Raw genomic sequence first — 20,239 nt, 5'->3', positions numbered from 1 at the left:
CGATTTTGCAGCGGTGCAGCGCTATACCCAGAGGGTATGGATAGGCAACCTTGCCGGTATTGGACAGGTGCTAGAGCGGCTGCGCATCCTGGCGGCACAACAACAAACTGCCAGGAGTCTCGCCATGGACAGGGTCTTGCTGAGCGAACGCAGCCAGGTCTTCGCCGCCTGCGCCCCCGGCCAGGTCTCGGAATACGTCGGTCGTCATCTGGGCAGTCATCGCCTGCAGATCGGCCGCGACAGGGCCGCCCGGGCCAGTCTCGCCCATCGCAGCTTCGCCGCCCTCGACCTGTGCCGGCTGCACTATGCCGGCCAGGTGCGCATCCTGGCGCCGGCGCTGGACGACCTCTACCACCTGCAGATCCTCTTGCGTGGTCGCTGCCTCTGGCAGGGTCGCGAGGAGGCGCGCTGCTATGGGCCCGGTGAGCTGATGCTGCTCAATCCCAGCGAGCCGGTGGACCTGGTCTATTCCGACGATTGCGAGAAATTCATCGTCAAGCTACCCGCGCCCCTGCTGGCGCGGGTCTGCCAGGCCCAGGGTTGGACGCTGCCGGCCGAGGGCATCCGTTTCGTCCGGCCCGTGGCGCAGCGACCCTCCGGCGACATCCTCGATCTGCTGGCGCTGATCTGCCATGAAGCCGAGGAGAGCCTGCCCAATGGCCTCCACGAACCCTATCTGCAGCTCCTGGTGGCCAAGTTGCTGCTGCAACTGCCGAGCAATTTAAAGCCTCAGGCAGACCGGCCCGAATCCTCTGGCCGTTTCACCCAGTTGCTCGACTACCTGGAGGCGCACCTGGGGGAAGAGCTCAGTCCGCGCCAGTTGGCCGCCCAGGTGCACCTCAGCGAACGCGCCCTGTTCGGCCTGTTCCAGCGGGAGGTCGGCTGCGCACCCCTGGAATTCGTCCGCCGCCGCCGGCTGGAGCGGGCCCGGGCGACACTGCTCGATCCGCGCGCCGCGGCCCGCAGTGTGACCGAGGTGGCCCTGGCTCATGGCTTCCTGCATCTGGGGCGTTTCGCCCAGCAATACAAGGCGCGCTTCGGCGAGTCGCCGTCGGCTACCTGGCGCGGACGCGCGAGCTAGACAGCAGTCGGCGGATAGTCCCCGGCAGTGGCGGGATAGTGGCAGCGGTGGCGGAAGACGAGCATGGACACCAGGGACGCAAGGGCGTCCCGCCAAGCGACAACGCTCCTACAACAACAACTCGAGCGCACCGCCATGTCCAAGACAGTCTCGCTCTCCACCGGCGCGGTCCTGCCCCTCGCGTCCTCCCTGCTGCTGGGCCTGGGCGCCGGGCTGGCCAGCTGGCCGGCCCAGGCCAACAACGGCGTCCAACTACCAGCCTATGGCGCCAAGGCCATGGGTATGGCTGGGGTCTCCATCGCCCTGCCGCAGGATGCCGCCGCCTCCGCCAACAACCCGGCCGGCATGGCCCTGCTGGGCAATCGCTTCGACGCCGACCTGACCCTGTTGCGGGCGCCGATCCGTACCGAGGTCGGCAGCAACCATTACGCCGACAACGCCGTGGTCGCCGTCCCCACCGGCGGCTTCAACCGGGTCATCAACGAGAACATGAGCGCCGGTCTCTCGGTGTTCGGCCAGGGCATCGCCCTGGACTACGGCGAACCGGTGTTCGGCAGCCACGACCTCAAGTCCAGCCTGCAGCAGGTGGTGCTGGCACCTACCGTCACCTGGCGCCTGGCTCCCGGTCACTATGTCGGCTTCTCGCCGCGGCTGGCCTACCAGCGCCTGGAGATCGCCGGGCTGGAAGGCTTCGGCTTCGCCAGTCCGGGGTCCGATAAGGCCTATGGCGGCGGCTTCGCCCTGGGCTACCAGGGCGCCCTGAGCGAACGCCTGAGCCTGGGCGTCAGCTACGCCAGCCCGCTGTGGTTCCAGCGGCTGGAGCGCTATCGCGGACTGTTGCCGGACGGCCGCCTGAATCTGCCGCAGCAGGCCGGCGTCGGCCTGGCGTTCAAGGCCACGCCGCAACTGACCCTGGCCGCCGACGCCCTATGGATCGACTGGTCCGGCGAGCATGCCTATGGCAATCGCCTGACCGAAGGTGGCCCCCTGGGCGCCAGCGACGGACCCGGCTTCGGCTGGCGTGACCAGAAACTCCTGCGCCTGGGCGCCAGTTACGAGCTGAACGAGCAGTGGACGCTGCGCGCCGGCGCCTCCTTCTCCAACCACTTCATCCCCAGCAGCGAAGCCACCTTCGCCACCCTGGCGCCGCTGGCCCAGTACGACCACTACAGCCTCGGCGCCACCTACCGGCTGGGCAACGGCTGGGAGGTCACCGGCAGCTACCTCTATGCAGTCAACGACCGCCTCAAAGGCAGCGGCGCCAGCCAGGGCGTCACCGTCGGCACCGACGTCAACTATCTCAATCTCGGCATTGGCTACCGCTTCTAGGAGGACGACCCCATGACCACTACCTACCTGCTGATCCATGGTTCCTGGCACGACGGTCGTGCCTGGGACGGCGTCGCCCAGGCCCTGCGTGCCCAGGGTGCCGAGGTGCATGCCCCGACCCTGGCCGGCCACGGTCACGGCGCGGATCTGGCGGCCAGCCATGCCGACTGCGTGGATTCCCTGGTCGACTACGTGCGCCGCCACGACCTGCACGACGTGGTCGCCCTCGGCCACAGCTGGGGCGGCACCGTGCTGCAGCGCCTGGCCGAGATCGAGACCGCGCGGCTCAAGCGCCTGGTATTCCACAACGCCTTCGTGCTGCGCGACGGCGAGGCGCTGTTCGACCTGGTGCCGCCGCACTACCAGGCCCTCTGGCGCCAACTGGAACAACCCGATGGCGGCATCATGCTGCCCTTCCCGGTGTTCCGCGATGCCTTCATCGGCGACGCCAGCCTGGAGCAGGCCCAGGCGGTCTATGCCGAGTACCTCACCCCGACCCCGGCGCGCAGCCACTTCGACGCCGTGCCGCTGAAGACCTTCGACAGCCTGCCCATCCCGCGCAGCTGGCTCTACGCCCACGACGACGTAGCCCTGCCACCCGGCCAGTACGGCTGGCACCCGCGCCTGAGCGAGCGTCTGGGCGGCTATCGCCTGGTATCCCTGGCCGGCAGCCATGAGGTGCTCTTCACCCGGCCCAACGCCCTGGCCGAAGCCATCCACCTGGCCGGCCGCGACTAGCGGCAGGCCCTGCGCGAGGAAACCCCATGAACGCTCCCCTCAACGTCGCCATCGTCGGTGGTGGCATCGCCGGCGTCGGCCTGGCCCTCGGCCTGAAGGATGCGCCGCACCTCAAGGTCACCCTGTTCGAATCCGCCCCGGCCTTCGGCGAGATCGGCGCCGGGGTGTCCTTCGGCGCCAATGCCGTGCGCGCCCTGGCCGGGCTGGGCATGGCCGAGCCCTACCAGGCCCTGGCCGATCGCACCCCCGACCCCTGGCAGGACGTCTGGTTCGAGTGGCGCCGCGGCAGCGATGCCGGCTACCTGGGCGCCACCCTGGCACCGGGCGTCGGCCAGTCCTCCATCCACCGCGCCGACTTCCTCGATGCCCTGGCGCGCCGGCTGCCCGAGGGTATGGCCGTGTTCGGCAAGCGTGCCTGCGGCCTGCAGCAGGACGCCAGCGGCGCCACCCTTAGCTTCACCGATGGCACCACCCATGCTTGCGACCTGGTGCTGGCCGCCGACGGTATCAAGTCCGGCCTGCGCGCGCCGGTGCTGGCCGGCCACGGCCTGAGCGATCCGGGACCGCGCTTCACCGGCAGCGTCGCCTATCGCGGCCTGGTGGAGCGCGAGTTGCTGCGCGAGCGCTTTCGCGCCGCCGGACTCGACCAGCACCTGCTCGACGTGCCGCAGATGTACCTGGCCCAGGACGGCCATATCCTCACCTTCCCCATCAAGCAGGGGCGGATCATCAATATCGTCGCCTTCCTCACCGCCCAGCCGCGCACGGCGGTCTGGCCGGCGGACCAGCCTTGGGTGCGCAACGCCAGTCGCGCCGAGGTGGGCGCGGCCTTCGCCGACTGGGGCCTGGCGGCGCGGACCCTGGTGGACGCCATCGACGCGCCGACGCTCTGGGCGCTGCACGACCTCGAGGAATTGCCCTATTACGTGCACGGCCGCGCCGCGCTGCTCGGCGACGCCGCCCACGCCATGCTGCCGCACCAGGGCGCTGGCGCCGGCCAGGGCCTGGAAGATGCCTGGTTCCTGCGTGAACTGCTGGTCGATCCGCAACTGACGCGGGGCAACCTCGAGCCGGTGCTCCAGGCTTACCAGCGCTGGCGCCTGCCGCGGGCCTGCCGCACCCAGCGCACCTCCTGGGAGGCCGGCGAACTCTATGAGTATCGCGACCGGGCAATCGGCAGGGATGAGGCGCTACTGGGCCAGACCCTGGCCAGGCGTTTCGACTGGTTGTGGCAGCACGACCTGCTGGACGACGTGCGGGCGGCGAGGCGCTCGCTGGGCTGGACGTTGCAACCTGCGTGAGACTGACCGGTCAGGGTAAAAGCGGTCGATTATCGATCAGCCAGCCGATAATCGAATTGTCAGGGAGTTGGGGCTGAGCTTAAGGTCTGGCGAGCGTCGTCTGATGACGCCATAACAACAATGAGCGCCTCGCCATGACCCAAATTCTCGATTCCGCCGCCATGTCCCTGGCCGGCAGTCCCGCCACGGCCGTGGCCGGTACCCTGGACGTCCAGCAGTTCATCAATCGCCAGGCCCTCTCGGCCTATCAGTGGCGCATCGTCGCCCTGTGCTTCCTCATCGTCTTCCTCGACGGCCTGGATACCGCCGCCATGGGCTTCATCGCCCCGGCGCTGTCGGTGGACTGGGGGGTGCCACGCGCCAGCCTGGGCCCGGTGATGAGCGCCGCCCTGGGCGGCATGGTCTTTGGCGCCCTCGGCTCCGGACCGCTGGCCGACCGCTTCGGCCGCAAGGGCGTGCTGGTGGTGGCCACCTTCATCTTCGGCGGCTTCAGCCTGCTGTCGGCCTTCAGCGCCAACCTCGAACAACTGGTGATCCTGAGATTCCTCACTGGCCTGGGCCTCGGCGCCGCCATGCCCAACGCCACCACGCTGCTCTCGGAATACACCCCCGAACGGCTCAAGTCGCTGCTGGTGACCAGCATGTTCTGTGGCTTCAACCTGGGCATGGCCGGTGGCGGTTTCGTCTCGGCCTGGATGATTCCGGCCTACGGCTGGCACAGCCTGCTGGTGCTGGGCGGGGTGCTGCCGCTGGCCCTGGCGGTGGTCCTGCTGCTCTGGCTACCCGAGTCGGCGCGCTATCTGGTGGTGCACGGCAAGAGCGCCGAGCGTATCCGCCGGGTATTGGCGCCCATCGGTCGCGAGGCCGCCGAGGCGCGGCATTTCGTGGTGCCGGAGCAGAAAACCGTCAAGGCCGGCAACGTCCTCGCGGTGATCTTCAATCGCAGCTACAGCGCCGGCACCTTGCTGCTGTGGCTGACCTATTTCATGGGCCTGGTGATCGTCTATCTGCTCACCAGCTGGCTGCCGACCCTGATGCGCGACGCCGGGGCCAGCCTGGAGCAGGCCGCCCTGATCGGTGCGCTGTTCCAGTTCGGCGGGGTGCTCAGCGCGGTCTTCGTCGGCTGGGCCATGGACAGGTTCAATCCGCACAAGGTCATCGGCCTGTTCTATGCCCTGGCCGGGGTGTTCGCCTACTGCGTCGGCCAGAGCCTGGGCCAGGTCGCCCTGGTGGCTACCCTGGTGCTGGTGGCCGGCATGTGCATCAACGGCGCCCAGTCGGCCATGCCGTCGCTGGCGGCGCGTTACTACCCGACCCACGGCCGCGCCACTGGCGTGTCCTGGATGCTTGGCATCGGCCGCTTCGGCGCCATCACCGGTGCCTGGATGGGCGCGACCCTGCTGGGCCTGGGCTGGACCTTCACCCAGGTGCTCACCGCGCTGCTGCTGCCCGCCGCGCTGGCGGCCTTGGCCGTACTGATCAAAGGCGCGGTCAGCCACGCCGACGCCACCTGAGGGCCTGCTCGGCATCCGCTGCGCGTCGGGCAAACCCTTTGAACGGGTTCTGAGCGCCGTCCACCCCTCGAAGCGGGGGTGGACGCTAGGCGCAGACCCCGCCACCGCGTAAAGTTGCACCCTTTGATTTCTTCGCCAGTCGCTCGCCGTAGAGCGGGTGCACACATCTCAAAGGATGCCATGAAAGGTTTCGCTCTCGGTCGGCAGTGGGCTGCACGGCTGGTAACGCTTATCGCTTGCTTTCTGATTGCGCCGGCTTTCGCCGAGACCCGTCAGGTCACCGATGTCCTCGGTCGTACCGTGACCCTCGAGGTCCCCGCCAAACGGGTGGTGCTGGGCTTCCACTTCGCCGACTACCTGGCGGTGGGGGGCGAGCAGGGCTTTGCGTCCTTGGTCGGCATCTCCCGCGGCGCCTGGGAGCGCAAGACGCCTGGCACCTGGCGGGAGTACGTCGCCAAGCTGCCGTCCCTGGCCGAGCTGCCCGACGTCGGCGAGGTGGAAACCAACAGCTTCTCGGTGGAAAAGGTGCTCAGCCTGAAGCCGGACGTGGTGGTGCTGGCCGCCTGGCAATTCCAGGCACTGGACAGCGAGGTCAAGCGCCTGGCGCAACTGGGCATCCCGGTGGTGGTGATCGACTACAACGCCCAGACCCTCGAACGCCACCTGGCTTCCACCCGCTTGCTCGGCGTCATTACCGGTCAAGAGGCGCGGGCTGCCGAGCTGGCCGACTTCTATGCCAAGGCGGTGGAACAGGTCCAGACGCGCATCGCGGCGGCCCAGCGGCCCAAGCCGCGGGTCTACGCCGAATTCGGCAACAAGGGCCCGGCCGAATACTCCTTCACCTACGGACAAAACATGTGGGGCGCCCTGGTGACCCTGGCCGGCGGCGACAACATCGCCGCGCCCTTCGTGCAATGGTGGGGCGTGATGAATCCGGAGCAGGTGCTCTTGGCCCAGCCGCAGGTCATCTTCATCTCCGGGCGCGAAGACAACAGTAATCCCAGTGCCTTGCCCATGGGGCCGGGCGTGACCGCAGAGGATGCTCGCAGCCATCTGCGCGCCTTCATGCAACGGCCGGGCTGGGCCAATCTGCCGGCCATCCGCGACGGCCGTCTCTATGGGGTCTACCAGGGCGCCTCGCGCAGCCTGGAAGACTTCGCCATGCTGCAATTCATCGCCAAGCAGCTCTATCCGGATCTGTTCCAGGACCTGGACCCCATGGCCAACTACCGGGAGTACTACCAGCGCTACCTGCCGATCCAGCCCCAGGGCACCTTCGCCATAGGGCTGGCGCCGTGACGGCTTCCTCGACCTCCGGCCCTGGCGACGCCATCGCCGAGCAGCGCGCCCGCGAGCGCCGCCGCTGGCGGGCCTGCTGGGTATTTCTTGTCCTGACCCTGGTCGGCCTGGTGCTGGATATCGCCACCGGTCCTTCGTTGCTCTCGCCGCTGGAGGTGCTCAAGTCGCTGACCGGCCTCGGCGAGCGCCAGCCGATGACCGACGCCATCGTCCGCGACCTGCGCCTGCCGGTCGCCCTGATGGCCCTGGCGGTGGGCGCCGCCCTCGGCGCCGGTGGAGCCCAGATGCAGACGCTGCTCAACAATCCCATGGCCAGCCCCTATACCCTGGGCATGGCCGCCGCCGCCGGCTGCGGCGCCGCCCTGAGTCTGGCGCTGGGCAGCTTCGGCCTGGGCGCGCTGATCGGCGTGCCGCTGGGCGCCTTCGTCTTCGCCATGCTGGCGGCGCTGTTCCTGTTCGCCCTAGCCTCGCTCAAGCGCACCGGCAGCGACACCATCATCCTCGGCGGCATCGCCCTGCTGTTCCTCTTCCAGTCGCTGCTGTCGCTGGTGCAGTTCCTGTCCTCGCCGGAGTTGTCGCAGCAGATCCTGTTCTGGCTGTTCGGCAGCCTGGGGCGCGCCACCTGGACCACCCTGGCCATCGTCAGCGGGGTGACCCTGCTGTGCTGCCTGCTGCTGCTGGGCGATGCCTGGAAGCTGGCCGCCCTGCGCCTGGGCGAGGCCCGCGCCGCCAGCCTGGGCGTGGACATCCGCCGGCTGCGCCTCAAGGTGCTGATCCTGGTGGCGGTGATGACCGCCACGGCGACCAGCTTCGTCGGGGTAATCGGCTTCGTCGGCCTGGTCGCCCCGCACATCGCCCGCTGGCAGGTGGGCGAGGACCAGCGCTTCCTCCTGCCACTGTCGGCCCTCTGCGGCGCCCTGATGCTGTCCTTCGCCTCGGTGCTGTCCAAGTCCATCCTGCCGGGCGCGCTGTTTCCCGTGGGCATCGTTACCGCCATCGTCGGGGTGCCCTTCCTGCTCTGGCTGATCTTCGCTCCGCGCAGGCCCACGCCATGATCCGTATCCATGAACTGGCCTTGAAGCGCGGCGAGCGCCAGGTGATCACCGGGCTGTCCACCGAGCTGCACGCCGGCCGGGTCCATGTGATCCTTGGCCCCAACGGCACCGGCAAGACCACCCTGTTGCGCGCCCTGGCCGGCGACCTGCCGCTGGCCGCTGGCCGGATCGAGCGTGGCGAGCGGCGGCTAATCGCGGGTGCCTCAGCCCGTGCACAACGTGAGGGCTGGCGCCAGGGCGTGGCCTACATGCCACAGGATTCCCATGCCGAGGCGGCGCTGTCGGTGCTGGAGACGGTGGCCATGGGCAGCCTGGAACGGCTGACCCTGCACCTGGACAATGACCTGCTGCGGCGAGCGCTGGGCAAGCTGGAGGAGCTGGGCATCGCCCACCTGGCGTCGCGCCAGCTGGGTGCCCTGAGCGGTGGCCAGCGGCAACTGGTGTTCTTCGCCCAGGTACTGATGCGCGAACCCGCGGTGATGCTGCTGGACGAACCGGTCAGCGCCCTGGATCTGCGTCACCAGATCAACCTGCTGGACCGGGTGCGCCACGAGACCCGGCTGCATGACCGGGTGACCGTGGTGGTCCTGCACGACCTCAACCTGGCCTGCCAGTACGCCGATTCGCTACTGGTGCTGGTCGACGGCGGCCTGCTGGCCGCGGGTGCGCCGGCCAGCATCGTCACCGCCGATCTGCTCGAAGCCACCTACGGCGTGGCGGTGGACATCCTGCACGACCGCCAGGGCCGCCCGGTGGTCCAGCCGCTGGCCGGTCAGGCCTTCAACGAGGCCTGACCGCCGCGGAGCATCAGAAGGTGTAGGTGAAACCGGCCTGCACCGTCCGCGGCTCGCCCGGATAGCTGTAGGCGTTCCAGGAGCTCTCGTCGTAGCCCTTGTTGAAGACGTTACGCACGTCCAGGTTCAGCCGCAGGTGCGCGTCGACCTGGTAGAAGCTCAGCAGGTCGGTGACCGTGTAGCTGTCCATCTGGTAGTCGCTGACAGCGGTCTTCTGGCCTTCGCGGGCGCCCACGTAGCGGATGTTGCCACCCAGGCCCAGGCCGCGCAGCGCGCCGTCGTGGAATTCGTAGACGTTGAGCAGGTTGACGGCATTGCGCGGGATGTTGGTCAGGCGGGTGCCGCTGGGCAGGCTGTTGTCCTTGGTCACCTCGGCGTCGGTATAGGCGTAGCCACCGAGGATGCGCCAGTTGCGGGTCAGGTCGCCGGCCACGTTGAGTTCGAAGCCGCGGCTGCGTACCTCGCCTGCGGCGACGCTGAAGCTAGGATCGACCGGGTCCAGGGTCAGGACGTTTTGCTTGACCGTATGGAAGACCGCCGCATCGACGCTCAGGCGACCGCCCAGCGCGGCCCACTTCAGGCCCAGTTCATAGGCCTTGCCCTCTTCGGGATCGAAGCCGCCGCCCTGGCGCGCCGCGCCGGTGTTGGGCTTGAACGACTTGGAGGCACTGCTGTAGAGCGCGAGCTCCGGGGTGAGGTCGTAGCTGAAACCCAGGCGCGGGGTGACGGCGGTGTCGTCGTTGGACCAGCTCTGGCCACCGGCCACGAAGTTGTCGTAGTCGTGCTCGAAGCGTTCCAGGCGTACGCCGCCCAGCAGCTTGAGGCGGTCGGTGACTTTGAGCTGGTCCTGCACGAAGGCGGCCCAGCTCTTGAGCGTCTCATGATCGTGGGTGGGGGTACGGGTCAGCGCCGGGCGCGGCTGGCCCAGGGCCGGATCGACCAGGTTGACGGTATAGACGCCGGTGCCGCCCGGGGAGCGCTGGATGATGGAGCGGTAGTCGTAGTCCTCCACCTCCACGCCGGTGACCAGGGTGTGGCCGAGGCCGAAGGTGTCGAAGTGACCGGTCAGGTTCAGCTGCAGGTCGCGGTCGCTCCACTCCAGGTGACGGTAGCTGAAGTTGCGGCCCAGGATCACGCCATTGGCCTGCACGCCGTTGGCTTCCACGGCATTGCCCTTGAGGCTGCCGTCCAGGTACTGGAAGCCGCCGCCCAGGGTCCAGGCGTCATTGAGCTGATGCTCGAAACGCAGCTGGTAGGTCTGGTTGTCGTTGTGCAGCAGGTTGGTGGTGCCCTTTTCCCAGGCGTTGGTGGAGCGGCTGGCCTCGGCGCGCTGGGCCAGATAGTTGGTCCGCCCGCGATCCAGCGGAGCGTTGTTGCGGATGATGTCGGCTTCGAAGGTGATCAGGGTGGCATCGGTGGCCTGCCAGCTCAGCACCGGGGCGACTTCGTAGCGCTCGGTGTGCACGTCGTCGCGGAAGGTGTCGCCGCCTTGGGCGATCAGGTTGAGGCGATAGGCCAGGCGGCCGTCCTCGTCCACCGGGCCGGTGGTGTCCAGGGTGCCGCGTTTCTGGCCCTGGTCGGTGAACTGGCTGCCGATGGTGGTCTTGCGCTCGCCCAGCGGCTGCTTGGTGATCACATTGAAGGTGCCGCCGGGATCGCTACGGCCATAGAGGGTGGCCGCCGGTCCGCGGAGCACCTCGACGCGCTCCAGCAGGGCGGCATCCGGCGCACTGGGATAGCCGCGGTTCATGGGGAAACCGTTGCGGAAGTACTCGGCGCTGGTGAAGCCGCGCACCGTGTAGTTGGTCAGGCCCTGGCCGCCGAAGTTGTTGCCGCGGCCCACGCCGCCGGCCAGGTCCAGTGCCTGCTGCAGACTGGTGGCGGAGACGTCGGTGAGCGCCTCGCGCGAGACCACGCTCACCGACTGCGGCGTTTCGTGCAATGGGGTGTCGGTCCGGGTAGCGCTGCTGGAGCGTTCGGCCTTGTAGCCTTGCACCGGCCCGGTGGGCGATTCCGCCGCTCCCGTGATGGTGAGATCGGACAGGGCCTGGGGCGATTCGTCCGCCGTCTGAGCGAAGCCGTGGAGGGGCAGGGCACATAGGGGCAGCAGGGAAAGGGCAGGGACCAGCCGGCGCATGATTATCGTCCAAAGGAATGGGGAGGCGGATTCTAGAGCGGCTTAAGAGAGGGATACAACTGCGATTAGTTACCACCTGCGATGAATTTCGGTTTGTTTGTCGGATGTCCGCGGAGTGACTGGGCCGGGTAGGCCCAAGGCCGGTCCGCAGGGTGCTTGGCGTCAGGGGTTCAGCCAGGGCGGGCCATTTGGCGTAGCATGCCGGTCCCTTTTCGTCAGCGACCGTCCATGAATACCGCCACCCTTGCCCAGCTCACCACGCTGCTCCTCGCCGCGCTCGACCCGCCGCCCGCCGAAGCGCGCCGCCTGATCCATGGCCGGGGCCGGCTATTGCCGGGGCTGGAGCAGCTCACCGTCGACTGGCTGGAAGGGGTGGTGCGGGTCTGCCTGTTCCGCGAATTGCCCGCGGCTGAACTGGACGCCCTACGCACCACCCTGGCGGCGCTGGCCGCTACCCCGGCCTGGGCCGCCAGCGGTGCCCGCAGCCTGCTCCTGCAGCATCGCTATCGCCTGGATGCCGCCAGCGAGGCGCTGATCGGCGCGCCGGTGGGCGAGCAGGTCATCCATGAGGAGGGGCTCAGATTCGGCCTGGATCTCTCCCGGCACCAGAACATGGGCCTGTTTCTCGACATGCGCCTGGGTCGGCGCTGGGTGCGCGAACAGGCGGCCGGACTGCGGGTGCTCAACCTGTTCGCCTATACCTGCGGCTTCTCGGTAGCGGCCCTGGCTGGTGGGGCGAGCCAGGTCGTCAACCTGGACATGGCCCGCGGCCCCCTGACCCGCGGTCGCGAGAATCACCGGCTCAATGGCCATGACCTGAGCAAGGTCAGCTTTCTCGGCCACGAACTGTTCAAGTCCTGGGGCAAGGTGCGCAAGCTGGGGCCCTACGACCTGGTGATCGTCGATCCGCCCAGCTTCCAGCAGGGCAGCTTCGCCCTGACCAAGGACTACGCCCGCATCCTGCGCCGCCTGCCCGAGCTGCTCACGCCCGGCGGCCGGGTCCTGGCCTGCGTCAACGATCCGGGGGTAGGCGCGGATTTCCTCATCGCCGGCATGGCCCAGGAGGCACCGAGCCTGGCCTTCGTCGAGCGCCTGGCCAATCCACCGGAATTCGCCGATGAAGATCCCGAAGGTGGGCTCAAGGTGCTGGTGTTCCGGCAGGGCTGAGCACCTGGCTGCCCGATAACGCCGTAGGTTGGCGCTGAGCGCAGCGAAGCCCTCAGCCGCGTAGGGTGGATAACGGCGCAGCCTTATCCACCGCCTTAGGCCGGGCCTGCCAGTGGAAAACGCTGCGCGGTTTTCCACGCTACGCCTGGATCGCGGCCATGGGCCGCTCCTACAAGCTCCGGTAACTCCCGTAGGAGCGGTCGCTACGGCGCACCGGCATGGCCGCGATCGGCAAAATGTTGGAGTTCCATGGGTGCCGCGTAGGTTGGCGTTGAGCGCAGCGAAGCCCAACGGTGCCCCGCTCGGCCACGGCTGTTGGGCTTCGACGATGGGGCCGTCTCAGCCCAAGCTGCGCACTGGCCCGGGCCGCGCTGGCGGGCGCCCAAGCCCGTCACGACAGATCGCCCAGTGCCCGCCGCAAGTCCTTGGCACTCACCGGCTTGTGCAGCAGGGGAATGCCGCTGGAGGCCGCCTCGCTGAGGCGCTCGGGCGCTGTGTCGCCGGTGATCAACAAGGCCGGAATGTCACGGGCGAAGTGTGAGCGCAAAGCGCGAATCACCTGTGCTCCGGTCTGCTGATCGCGTAGTCGATAGTCGCAGATGATCATGGCCGGTGCCGTGTTCCAGGGTAGGGCGACCGCCGCTTGATAGGACTCGGCCACTGCGCTGGTGCAGCCCCAACTGCTCAGCAATTGCTGCATGCCGAAGCGGATGGACTCGTCGTCGTCCACTACCAGGATGCAGCCACGCAATTGCAACTCTGTGTCGGTGACCGGCGGCGGTTGGCCGGGATAGTGGGCCAGTGGTTGCAGGAGCGAGAGCGGCACTTCCAGGCGAAAGGTGCTGCCGCGACCTACCTGCGACACCAGGGTCAGGCGATGCTCCAGAGAGCGCACCAGGCCTTCGACGATGGCCAGTCCCAGCCCCAGGCCGTTGCGCCGGTCACGTTCGCTGTTATTCAGTTGATGGAACTCGCGAAAGATCTCCCGCTGCTGGTTCGCGGCGATGCCGATCCCGGTATCCACGACTTCTAGGATGGCATGGCTCCGCCGCCGACGCGCGGCGACCAGCAGTCCGCCGCGCTCGGTGTAGCGAATGGCGTTAGTAATCAGGTTGCGCAAGATCAGCTCCAGCAGCGCCGGATCGGACAGGATCTGCAAGTCGGTCTCGCGACAGCGGTAGATGAGCCCCTTGGCATCCGCCAGGGGCGCCAGATCCAGCTCTATCTTGCAGAAGAGACTGTGCAGATCCACAGGCTGCACGCTGGGTTGCACCACCCCGGCCTCGATACGGGAGAAGTCCAGCAGGGTGTTGAGCATGTCCGCCGACGCCAGGCCGGCCGCCTTGGCATTGTCCAGGGCCTGACGTTGGTGCTCGTCCAACTGGCTGTAGGACAGCGCCTCCAGGAACAACCCCTGGGCATGGATGGGCTGACGCAGGTCATGACTGGCGGCGGCCAGGAAGCGCGATTTGGCTTCGTTGGCCTGCTCGGCCGCTTCACGTGCGACGCTGGCCACCTGGCTTTCGTGCTGCAGCCGTTCGATCAGATCGAGGTTTTCGAAGCGCAGCCGAATGGAGGTATTGATCTCGCCGCCGACCAGACACGCCTGCCGACACTGTGCGATGACGTAGAGCAGGCAGCAAGCCCCCATGGCCTGATAGGTCAGCTCGTCCATCATGAAAAGCCGCAGCATGATCAAGGACAACATCGGTAGCATCAGGCTCAGGTAGAGCCGCAGAATCGTGGAGAGCAGGGATACCGCATGGCTGCCGATCGCAGCCATCATGGCTAATAGCAGCGCGATGGAACTGGCCGGGCCGTTTTCCTGTAGGCCGATCCAGGCGAGTGAGCCCCAGATCAGGCCCTCCACCAGCTTGCTGAGCACCAGAATGCGCACCGTCGGCGCAACCTGGCTGTGATCCAATCGCAGTCGTAGTAGATGCCGGCTGTAGCCGACCAGAAAGAAGCGGCAGGCGAGGAACGCCAGATACCATGCCGCCAACTGCAGTTGGTTGTCGGTCATTGACCATATTGCGGAGTCACTCGTGTGCGTTGTCTTGCGTCCGACGGCCAGGAAGATGCCGAGCAACAGCGTCGATAGAGGGATACCGACCCAGAGCGACTGGCTGGTGCCCTCGAGGATCAACCTGAGCCGCTCGCGTTGAATCCGGACGTCATCGATCAAAGCAGCAGACCCAGCCGGCGGGCGGTATAGATGGCCTCGGTGCGGCTCGCCACCCGTAGCGCCGCGAGCAGGGCCTGAACATGGCCGCGCACCGTGTGCTCGGACAGCTCCAGGCGGCGACCGATCAGCTTGTTCGACAGCCCCTGGCTCAGCAGCTCGAGTACCTCGATCTGGCGTGGCGTCAGTCGTGGTCGATCACTCGCCAGCACCGGTCCTTCGGGAAGGTCGCCATCGAGCAGGACGCGGATCTTCTGCAGCAGTCGTTCGGGCTGTTCGGTCTTGGAGATGAACTCCAGCGCCCCGCGGCGCACCGCCTCGCGCACCACCTCCGACAGATCGAAGGCCGACACCATGACGATCTTCGCCTGCGGCCATTTCCCGCGGATGGCGGTAATACCCTCCAGCCCGCTGATGCCCTGGAGCTGAACGTCGAGCAACACCAACTGCGGTTCCACTTCATTCAGACGCAAGGCGTCCTCGAGCGAAGAGGCTTCCCTGATGGTGACCAGGGGCAAGCCCACCGCCAGTACTAGGGCGATACCGGAGCGGAACAGCGCATGGTCGTCGATGAGTAGCAGGGTGGTTGGCTTTTCCATCCCCGCAATCTAGACGCGGCCAAGCGGCCTCACAAGATTTTCGAACCGGTCCAAATGGACTATAGGCGATGGGTGGGCGCGCCTCTTAAGGTGATCAAGTATGTGAACGGTATCGCGTTCTTACGCGTTGCCATTCATCGAGCCTGGTTAGTCAGGCACTGCGCGCCGAATGACAGTCGCCTCGAAAAGAGGGGCCGGCCCAACGGATAGAGCCCGCCGCGACCCTCCCGACAACTTCCCCGGTTGCCCTGTCGTTGTGACCTGACGCCCACCTATCGCCTCCGAAAGGACTCCCACCATGAATCGCATCTTCCGCACCCTATGGAGCCATGCCCTCCAAGCCTGGGTCGTCACCAGTGAATTGGCCAAGAGCGGCGGCAAGCGCGGCAGTGGCCGGGCAGCAGGCGTCTTGCTGTTGGCGCCCCTGGGTGCCATGGCAGCGGACCTGCCCAGCGGCGGGACGGTGGTCTCCGGCAGCGGCCAGCTCTCCAGCAGCGGCCGCCAGCTCACCGTCGAGCAATCCAGCGCCAACCTGGCCATCGACTGGCAGAGCTTCGACATAGGCGCTGGCCATGGGGTGACCTTCCACCAACCCTCCAGCCAGGCCGTGGCGCTGAACCGGGTGGTCGGCCAGGATGCCTCGCGCATCCTCGGTAACCTCGACGCCAACGGCCGGGTGTTCCTGGTCAACCCCAATGGCATCCTCTTCGGCCAGGGCGCCAGCGTGAACGTCGGCGGGCTGGTGGCCTCCACCCTGGATATCTCCAACAGCGATTTCGAACAGGGTCGCTACCACTTCAAGAGCCAGACCACGCCCAAGGCGGTGCTCAACCAGGGCAACATCAAGGCCCATGATGGCGGCGCCGTGGCCTTGCTCGGCGGCCAGGTCAGCAACCAGGGCGTGATCGTCGCCAACGGTGGCAGCGTGGCCCTGGCCGCTGGCCAGGCCATGACCCTGGACTTCGCCGGCGACGGCCTGCTCAGCGTCAAGGTGGATGAGGCCACCGCCGATGCCCTGGCGGAAAACCGCGAACTGATCCAGGCGAACGGCGGCCAGGTGCTGCTCACCGCCCACGCCAGCGATGCCCTGCTCAAGACCGTGGTCAACAACAGCGGCGTGATCGAGGCCCAGACCCTGGCCGAACGCGGCGGCAAGATCGAGCTGCTCGGTGGTTTCGACGGCGGCACCGTGCAGGTCGCCGGCACCCTGGATGCCAGGGCGCCCAAGGGCGGCAACGGTGGCTTCATCGAAACCTCGGGCGCCCACGTCAAGGTGGCGGACAGTGCCAAGGTCACCACCCAGGCGCAGAGCGGCAAGACCGGCACCTGGCTGATCGACCCCAACGACTTCACCGTCGCCGCCAGCGGGGGTGACATGACCGGCGCGGCCGTCTCGACCGCAGTACAGAACAACAACTTCGAGATCCAGACCGCCACCATGGGCACCGCTGGAGGCAATGGCGATATCCATGTGAATGACACCATCACCTGGAACAGCGGGAACACCCTTACGCTGAATGCTGAACGCAACATCAACATCAACGCTGCTATCACTGCCGGAAGCCCAGGCGGCAAGGTTGTCCTGAAGTACGGCCAAGCCAGCGCCAATGGTGGTGTCGCGGACTACTACATCAAGGCCCCTATCAACCTGCACAGCAGCAATAACTTCGGTACCCAAAAAGGCTCGACTGGCAGCCTGGTCAGTTACACCGTGGTCACCGATGCCAATGCGCTGCAAGCCATGAATAACAGCCTGGCCGGCAACTATGCCGTGGGCAGTAATATCGACCTAGCCAGTATCAGCAACTGGACGCCGGTGGGTAACAGCAGCAACAACTTCACCGGGCAATTCGCCGGACTCGGCCATACCCTTGGCAATCTGAGCATAAACGTCAGCAATACGAGCTACATTGGTTTGTTCGGTTTCGCAGCCAACGGCAGTGTAATCCGCGATATCGGTCTAGTCGGTGGCAGTATTTCGGGTGCCTATAACGGTAACATCGGTGGGCTAGCCGGATTCAATGCAGGAACCGTTAGCAACGTGTATGCCACCCTTGATATGTCGGGTCTTGTGCGTCCAAACAACACAGGCGGGTTGGTCGGACAAAATCAAGGAGCCATAAGTAACGCCTATTCCACCAGCAACGTTGGGGGCGTTAACGCCAAAGGCGGCGGGCTGGTTGGATACAACCAAGGTGGGACCATTACCAATGCCTATGCCACAGGCACTGTTGGGAGTGACAGTGAGGGTGGCGGGCTGGTCGGAACTAACGAACTTGGAACCATTACCAACGCCTATGCCACAGGCGGTGTTTCGGGTAACGGCAATCTCGGCGGGTTGGTCGGATACAACGACCGTGGAACCATCAGCAACGTCTATGCAACAGGCGCAGTGAAATCCACTAACGGCAACTTAGGTGGGTTGGTCGGATACAGCGACCGTGGAACCATTAGCAACGCCTATGCAACCGGAAATGCCTCTGGCGGCAGCTTTGTAGGTGGGCTGGTGGGAGCTATCAACGGCGGAAGCATCACTTACACCTATGCCACCGGCAGCGTCACTTCGGATGCTTATGTGCTCGGCGGACTCGTCGGGCGCAACTACAACAACGGGACGATAAACAACAGTTTCTACGCCACCACCGATGCAGTTGGAAACGCTATCAACGACAGCGGCGCAACTACGGGTGTTAGGTTCGACGGGAATGTCAACGGTGTAGCTAAAACCCGGGCCGAGTTGAGTGCGCAGACCACCTTTACCGGCTGGAATACGAACATCTGGTCATTCCCCGGTATCAATACCAGTGTGGCTGGCTACAGCTCAGGAGGCCTGCCCTACCTCACCGGCGTTACCCGCCCGGTGGATATCATCTGGAATAAGCTATTCGCCGGTGGTGCTGGTACGGTAGGCAGCGCCTACAGCATCACCTCTTGGCAGCAATTGGCCAATATCAGCCAAGTGCTGAGTGGTGGTTACTATTTCAGCCTGAGCAACAACCTCGACCAGAACAGCCCTGGCTATACCGCCCTGGCCAGTTCCAGCGCCAACAACGGCGCGGGCTGGAATCCGCTGGGTAGCAGCGGTACCCCATTCACCGGCACCTTTAACGGACTAGGCCACACCTTGAGTGGTTTAGTTATCAATAACTCCAACAATTATGTCGGTTTATTCGGCATTACCGGCGCTGGCGCCGTGATCCGCGATATTGGGCTGGTCGGTGTCAGTGTCTCGGGCGACCAAGTTGTCGGCGGGCTGGTTGGATACAACGATCGTGGAACCCTGAGCAACGCCTATGCCACCGGCAGTGTATCGGGCAACCATTACGTCGGCGGGCTGGTTGGATTCAACGACCGTGGAACCCTGAGCAACGCCTATGCCACCGACAGTGTATCGGGCACCTCAAATGTCGGCGGGCTGGTCGGATACAGCTCCGGCACCCTGAGCAACGTCTATGCCACCGGCAGTGTCTCTGGCAGCCAATACGTCGGTGGCCTGCTCGGATTGAACGTCGGTACTCTGAGCAACGCCTATGCCACCGGTAGTGTATCGGGCACCTCAAATGTCGGCGGGCTGCTCGGATACAACGACCATGGAACCCTTAGCAGCAGCTTCTACGCCACCACCGATGCCAGTGGCAACGCTATCAACGGCAGCAGCAACGGCTTCGGCAATGGGAAGTCCCGGTCCGAACTAACCCAGGCTTCGACGTACACAGGGTGGGATATCGCTAGCACAGGCGGCTCGAATGCGGTCTGGCGCATATACGAAGGCAACAGCGGCCCCCTGCTGCGTAGCCTCCTCACCCCGCTGACCGTCACTGCCACCGTTGCCGATAAGGTCTACGACGGTAGCGCCAGCAGTGGCAGTTCCTATACCACCTCGGTCCCTGGCGCGACCCTACTCGGTAGCCTGAGCTATAGCAGCAACTCGGCTAATGCTGGCACCTATAGCACCCAGGCCGGCAACCTGACGCTGAACAACCAGCTGTATTCCACCTCGCAGGGCTACGACATCACTATCCAGGCAGCCAGCCTGAGCATCACGCCCAAGACCATCACCGGTAGCATCACCGCCCAAGACAAGACCTACGATGGCACTATCAGCGCCATTACTGTCGGCGCCCTGAGCGGCGCGATCCAGGGTGATGCCGTGAGCCTCACCACCAGCGGTAGCTTCACCGACAAGAACGCGGGCACCGGTAAGCAAGTCAACGTCAGCGGCGTGCTCAGTGGCAGCAGCGCCAGCAACTATGTGTTGAGCAGCACCAACGCCACCACCACGGCCAACATCGCCGCCAAGTCCATTACCGGCACTATCGCCGCCCAGGACAAGACCTACGATGGGACCACCGCTGCCACAGTTTCGGGCAGCCTGAGTGGCGCGATCCAAGGTGATGACGTGAGTCTCGCCAGCACTGGTGCCTTCACCGACAAGAACGTGGGCAACGGCAAAACCGTCAACGTCAGCGGCAGCCTCGGTGGCACCGATGCCGGTAACTATCAGTTGGCCACCAATGGCACCACCATCGCCGATATCACACCGGCACCGCTGGTGATTACCGCTCTGGATGCCAGCAAGGCAGCCGGGCAGCTCGCCCAGCTCAGTGGCTACAACGTCACGGGACTCTTTACGGGCGACTCCGTAGCTAACGTGGTTCTCGCTAGCCCCGGTGCCAACGCTACGGCGGCACCCGGCAGCTACCTCATTGTGCCCAGTGCGGCGAACGGCCTCGGTTTGGGCAACTACCTGATCAGCTACAACCCAGGAACCCTAACGGTGCAAGGCGTGACCGTGCCACAACCGGTACCTGACAACCCCAGTACGCAGCCTGTAAGCACGCCGTCTGTGGTTCCGCCCGTAATAGCCGCCCAGGTGTCCAGTACCGCTCCGGTGCAGGACGGCCAGACCGGTACCGCCCAACCCGTCGGTGATACCACGCTACGCCTGACCGCCTTCGAGGAGTTGAATGGCGCCAGCCTGAGCGATTTGCCCAACCTGAAAGTCGTCAACCGTGGCATTCGCTTGCCGGAAGGAATCTGAAG

Annotated in this window: 13 protein-coding genes; 10 read left to right on the top strand and 3 right to left on the bottom strand. The window is 65.9% G+C overall.

Annotation, left to right across the window (positions count from 1 at the left end):
* Positions 1-124 precede the first annotated feature (124 nt).
* The 8 genes from FAZ11_RS18385 (at position 125) to FAZ11_RS18350 (ending at position 9,111) form a co-directional block, all read left to right on the top strand.
* Positions 125-1,081, top strand: coding sequence for an AraC-like ligand-binding domain-containing protein (locus tag FAZ11_RS18385; RefSeq protein ID WP_058772760.1), 957 nt, complete (start codon positions 125-127; stop codon positions 1,079-1,081).
* Positions 1,082-1,216: 135 nt separating this feature from the next.
* Positions 1,217-2,410, top strand: coding sequence for an OmpP1/FadL family transporter (locus tag FAZ11_RS18380; RefSeq protein ID WP_058772761.1), 1,194 nt, complete (start codon positions 1,217-1,219; stop codon positions 2,408-2,410).
* Between the two features lie 12 nt (positions 2,411-2,422).
* Positions 2,423-3,148, top strand: coding sequence for an alpha/beta fold hydrolase (locus FAZ11_RS18375; RefSeq protein WP_058772762.1), 726 nt, complete (start codon positions 2,423-2,425; stop codon positions 3,146-3,148).
* 26 nt (positions 3,149-3,174) lie between these two features.
* Positions 3,175-4,449 (top strand): salicylate 1-monooxygenase, encoded by a 1,275-nt coding sequence (gene salA / locus FAZ11_RS18370; RefSeq protein WP_058766725.1) that lies wholly within the window; start codon positions 3,175-3,177, stop codon positions 4,447-4,449.
* Between the two features lie 161 nt (positions 4,450-4,610).
* A complete protein-coding gene (gene pcaK, locus FAZ11_RS18365) occupies positions 4,611-5,963 on the top strand; it encodes a 4-hydroxybenzoate transporter PcaK (RefSeq protein ID WP_058772779.1) in 1,353 nt (450 codons plus the stop codon).
* A 180-nt stretch (positions 5,964-6,143) separates the two neighbouring features.
* On the top strand, positions 6,144-7,262 hold the full coding sequence (locus FAZ11_RS18360; protein WP_058772763.1) for an ABC transporter substrate-binding protein: 1,119 nt from the start codon (positions 6,144-6,146) through the stop codon (positions 7,260-7,262).
* A complete protein-coding gene (locus FAZ11_RS18355; protein ID WP_058762689.1) occupies positions 7,259-8,317 on the top strand; it encodes a FecCD family ABC transporter permease in 1,059 nt (352 codons plus the stop codon). Before FAZ11_RS18360 ends, FAZ11_RS18355 begins: the two co-directional genes overlap by 4 nt.
* A complete protein-coding gene (locus FAZ11_RS18350) occupies positions 8,314-9,111 on the top strand; it encodes an ABC transporter ATP-binding protein (protein WP_058772764.1) in 798 nt (265 codons plus the stop codon). The genes FAZ11_RS18355 and FAZ11_RS18350 overlap by 4 nt, the downstream gene beginning before the upstream one ends.
* Before the next feature lie 13 nt (positions 9,112-9,124).
* Here FAZ11_RS18350 and FAZ11_RS18345 read toward each other — a convergent pair whose 3' ends face one another.
* A complete protein-coding gene (locus tag FAZ11_RS18345; RefSeq protein ID WP_058772765.1) occupies positions 9,125-11,248 on the bottom strand; it encodes a TonB-dependent siderophore receptor in 2,124 nt (707 codons plus the stop codon).
* A 228-nt stretch (positions 11,249-11,476) separates the two neighbouring features.
* On the opposite strand from FAZ11_RS18345, the gene FAZ11_RS18340 reads away from it, so the two are divergent.
* Complete coding sequence (locus tag FAZ11_RS18340) at positions 11,477-12,415, top strand: class I SAM-dependent methyltransferase (RefSeq protein WP_058772766.1); 939 nt, start codon at positions 11,477-11,479, stop codon at positions 12,413-12,415.
* Between the two features lie 391 nt (positions 12,416-12,806).
* Here the strand turns inward: FAZ11_RS18340 and FAZ11_RS18335 are convergent, their stop codons facing one another.
* Positions 12,807-14,438, bottom strand: coding sequence for an ATP-binding response regulator (locus tag FAZ11_RS18335; protein WP_204957075.1), 1,632 nt, complete (start codon positions 14,436-14,438; stop codon positions 12,807-12,809).
* 158 nt (positions 14,439-14,596) lie between these two features.
* The gene (locus FAZ11_RS18330; protein ID WP_058772768.1) at positions 14,597-15,196 is read right to left on the bottom strand and encodes a response regulator; all 600 of its coding nucleotides are present in this window, start codon (positions 15,194-15,196) and stop codon (positions 14,597-14,599) included.
* A gap of 298 nt (positions 15,197-15,494) precedes the next feature.
* On the opposite strand from FAZ11_RS18330, the gene FAZ11_RS18325 reads away from it, so the two are divergent.
* Positions 15,495-20,237 (top strand): beta strand repeat-containing protein, encoded by a 4,743-nt coding sequence (locus tag FAZ11_RS18325; protein WP_058772769.1) that lies wholly within the window; start codon positions 15,495-15,497, stop codon positions 20,235-20,237.
* Positions 20,238-20,239 lie beyond the last annotated feature (2 nt).

This window comes from Pseudomonas rhizoryzae (assembly GCF_005250615.1).
Lineage (GTDB): Bacteria > Pseudomonadota > Gammaproteobacteria > Pseudomonadales > Pseudomonadaceae > Chryseomonas > Chryseomonas rhizoryzae.
The sequence above is the reverse complement of the archived record's forward strand: the minus strand, read 5'-3'. Positions and strand labels throughout refer to the sequence as shown.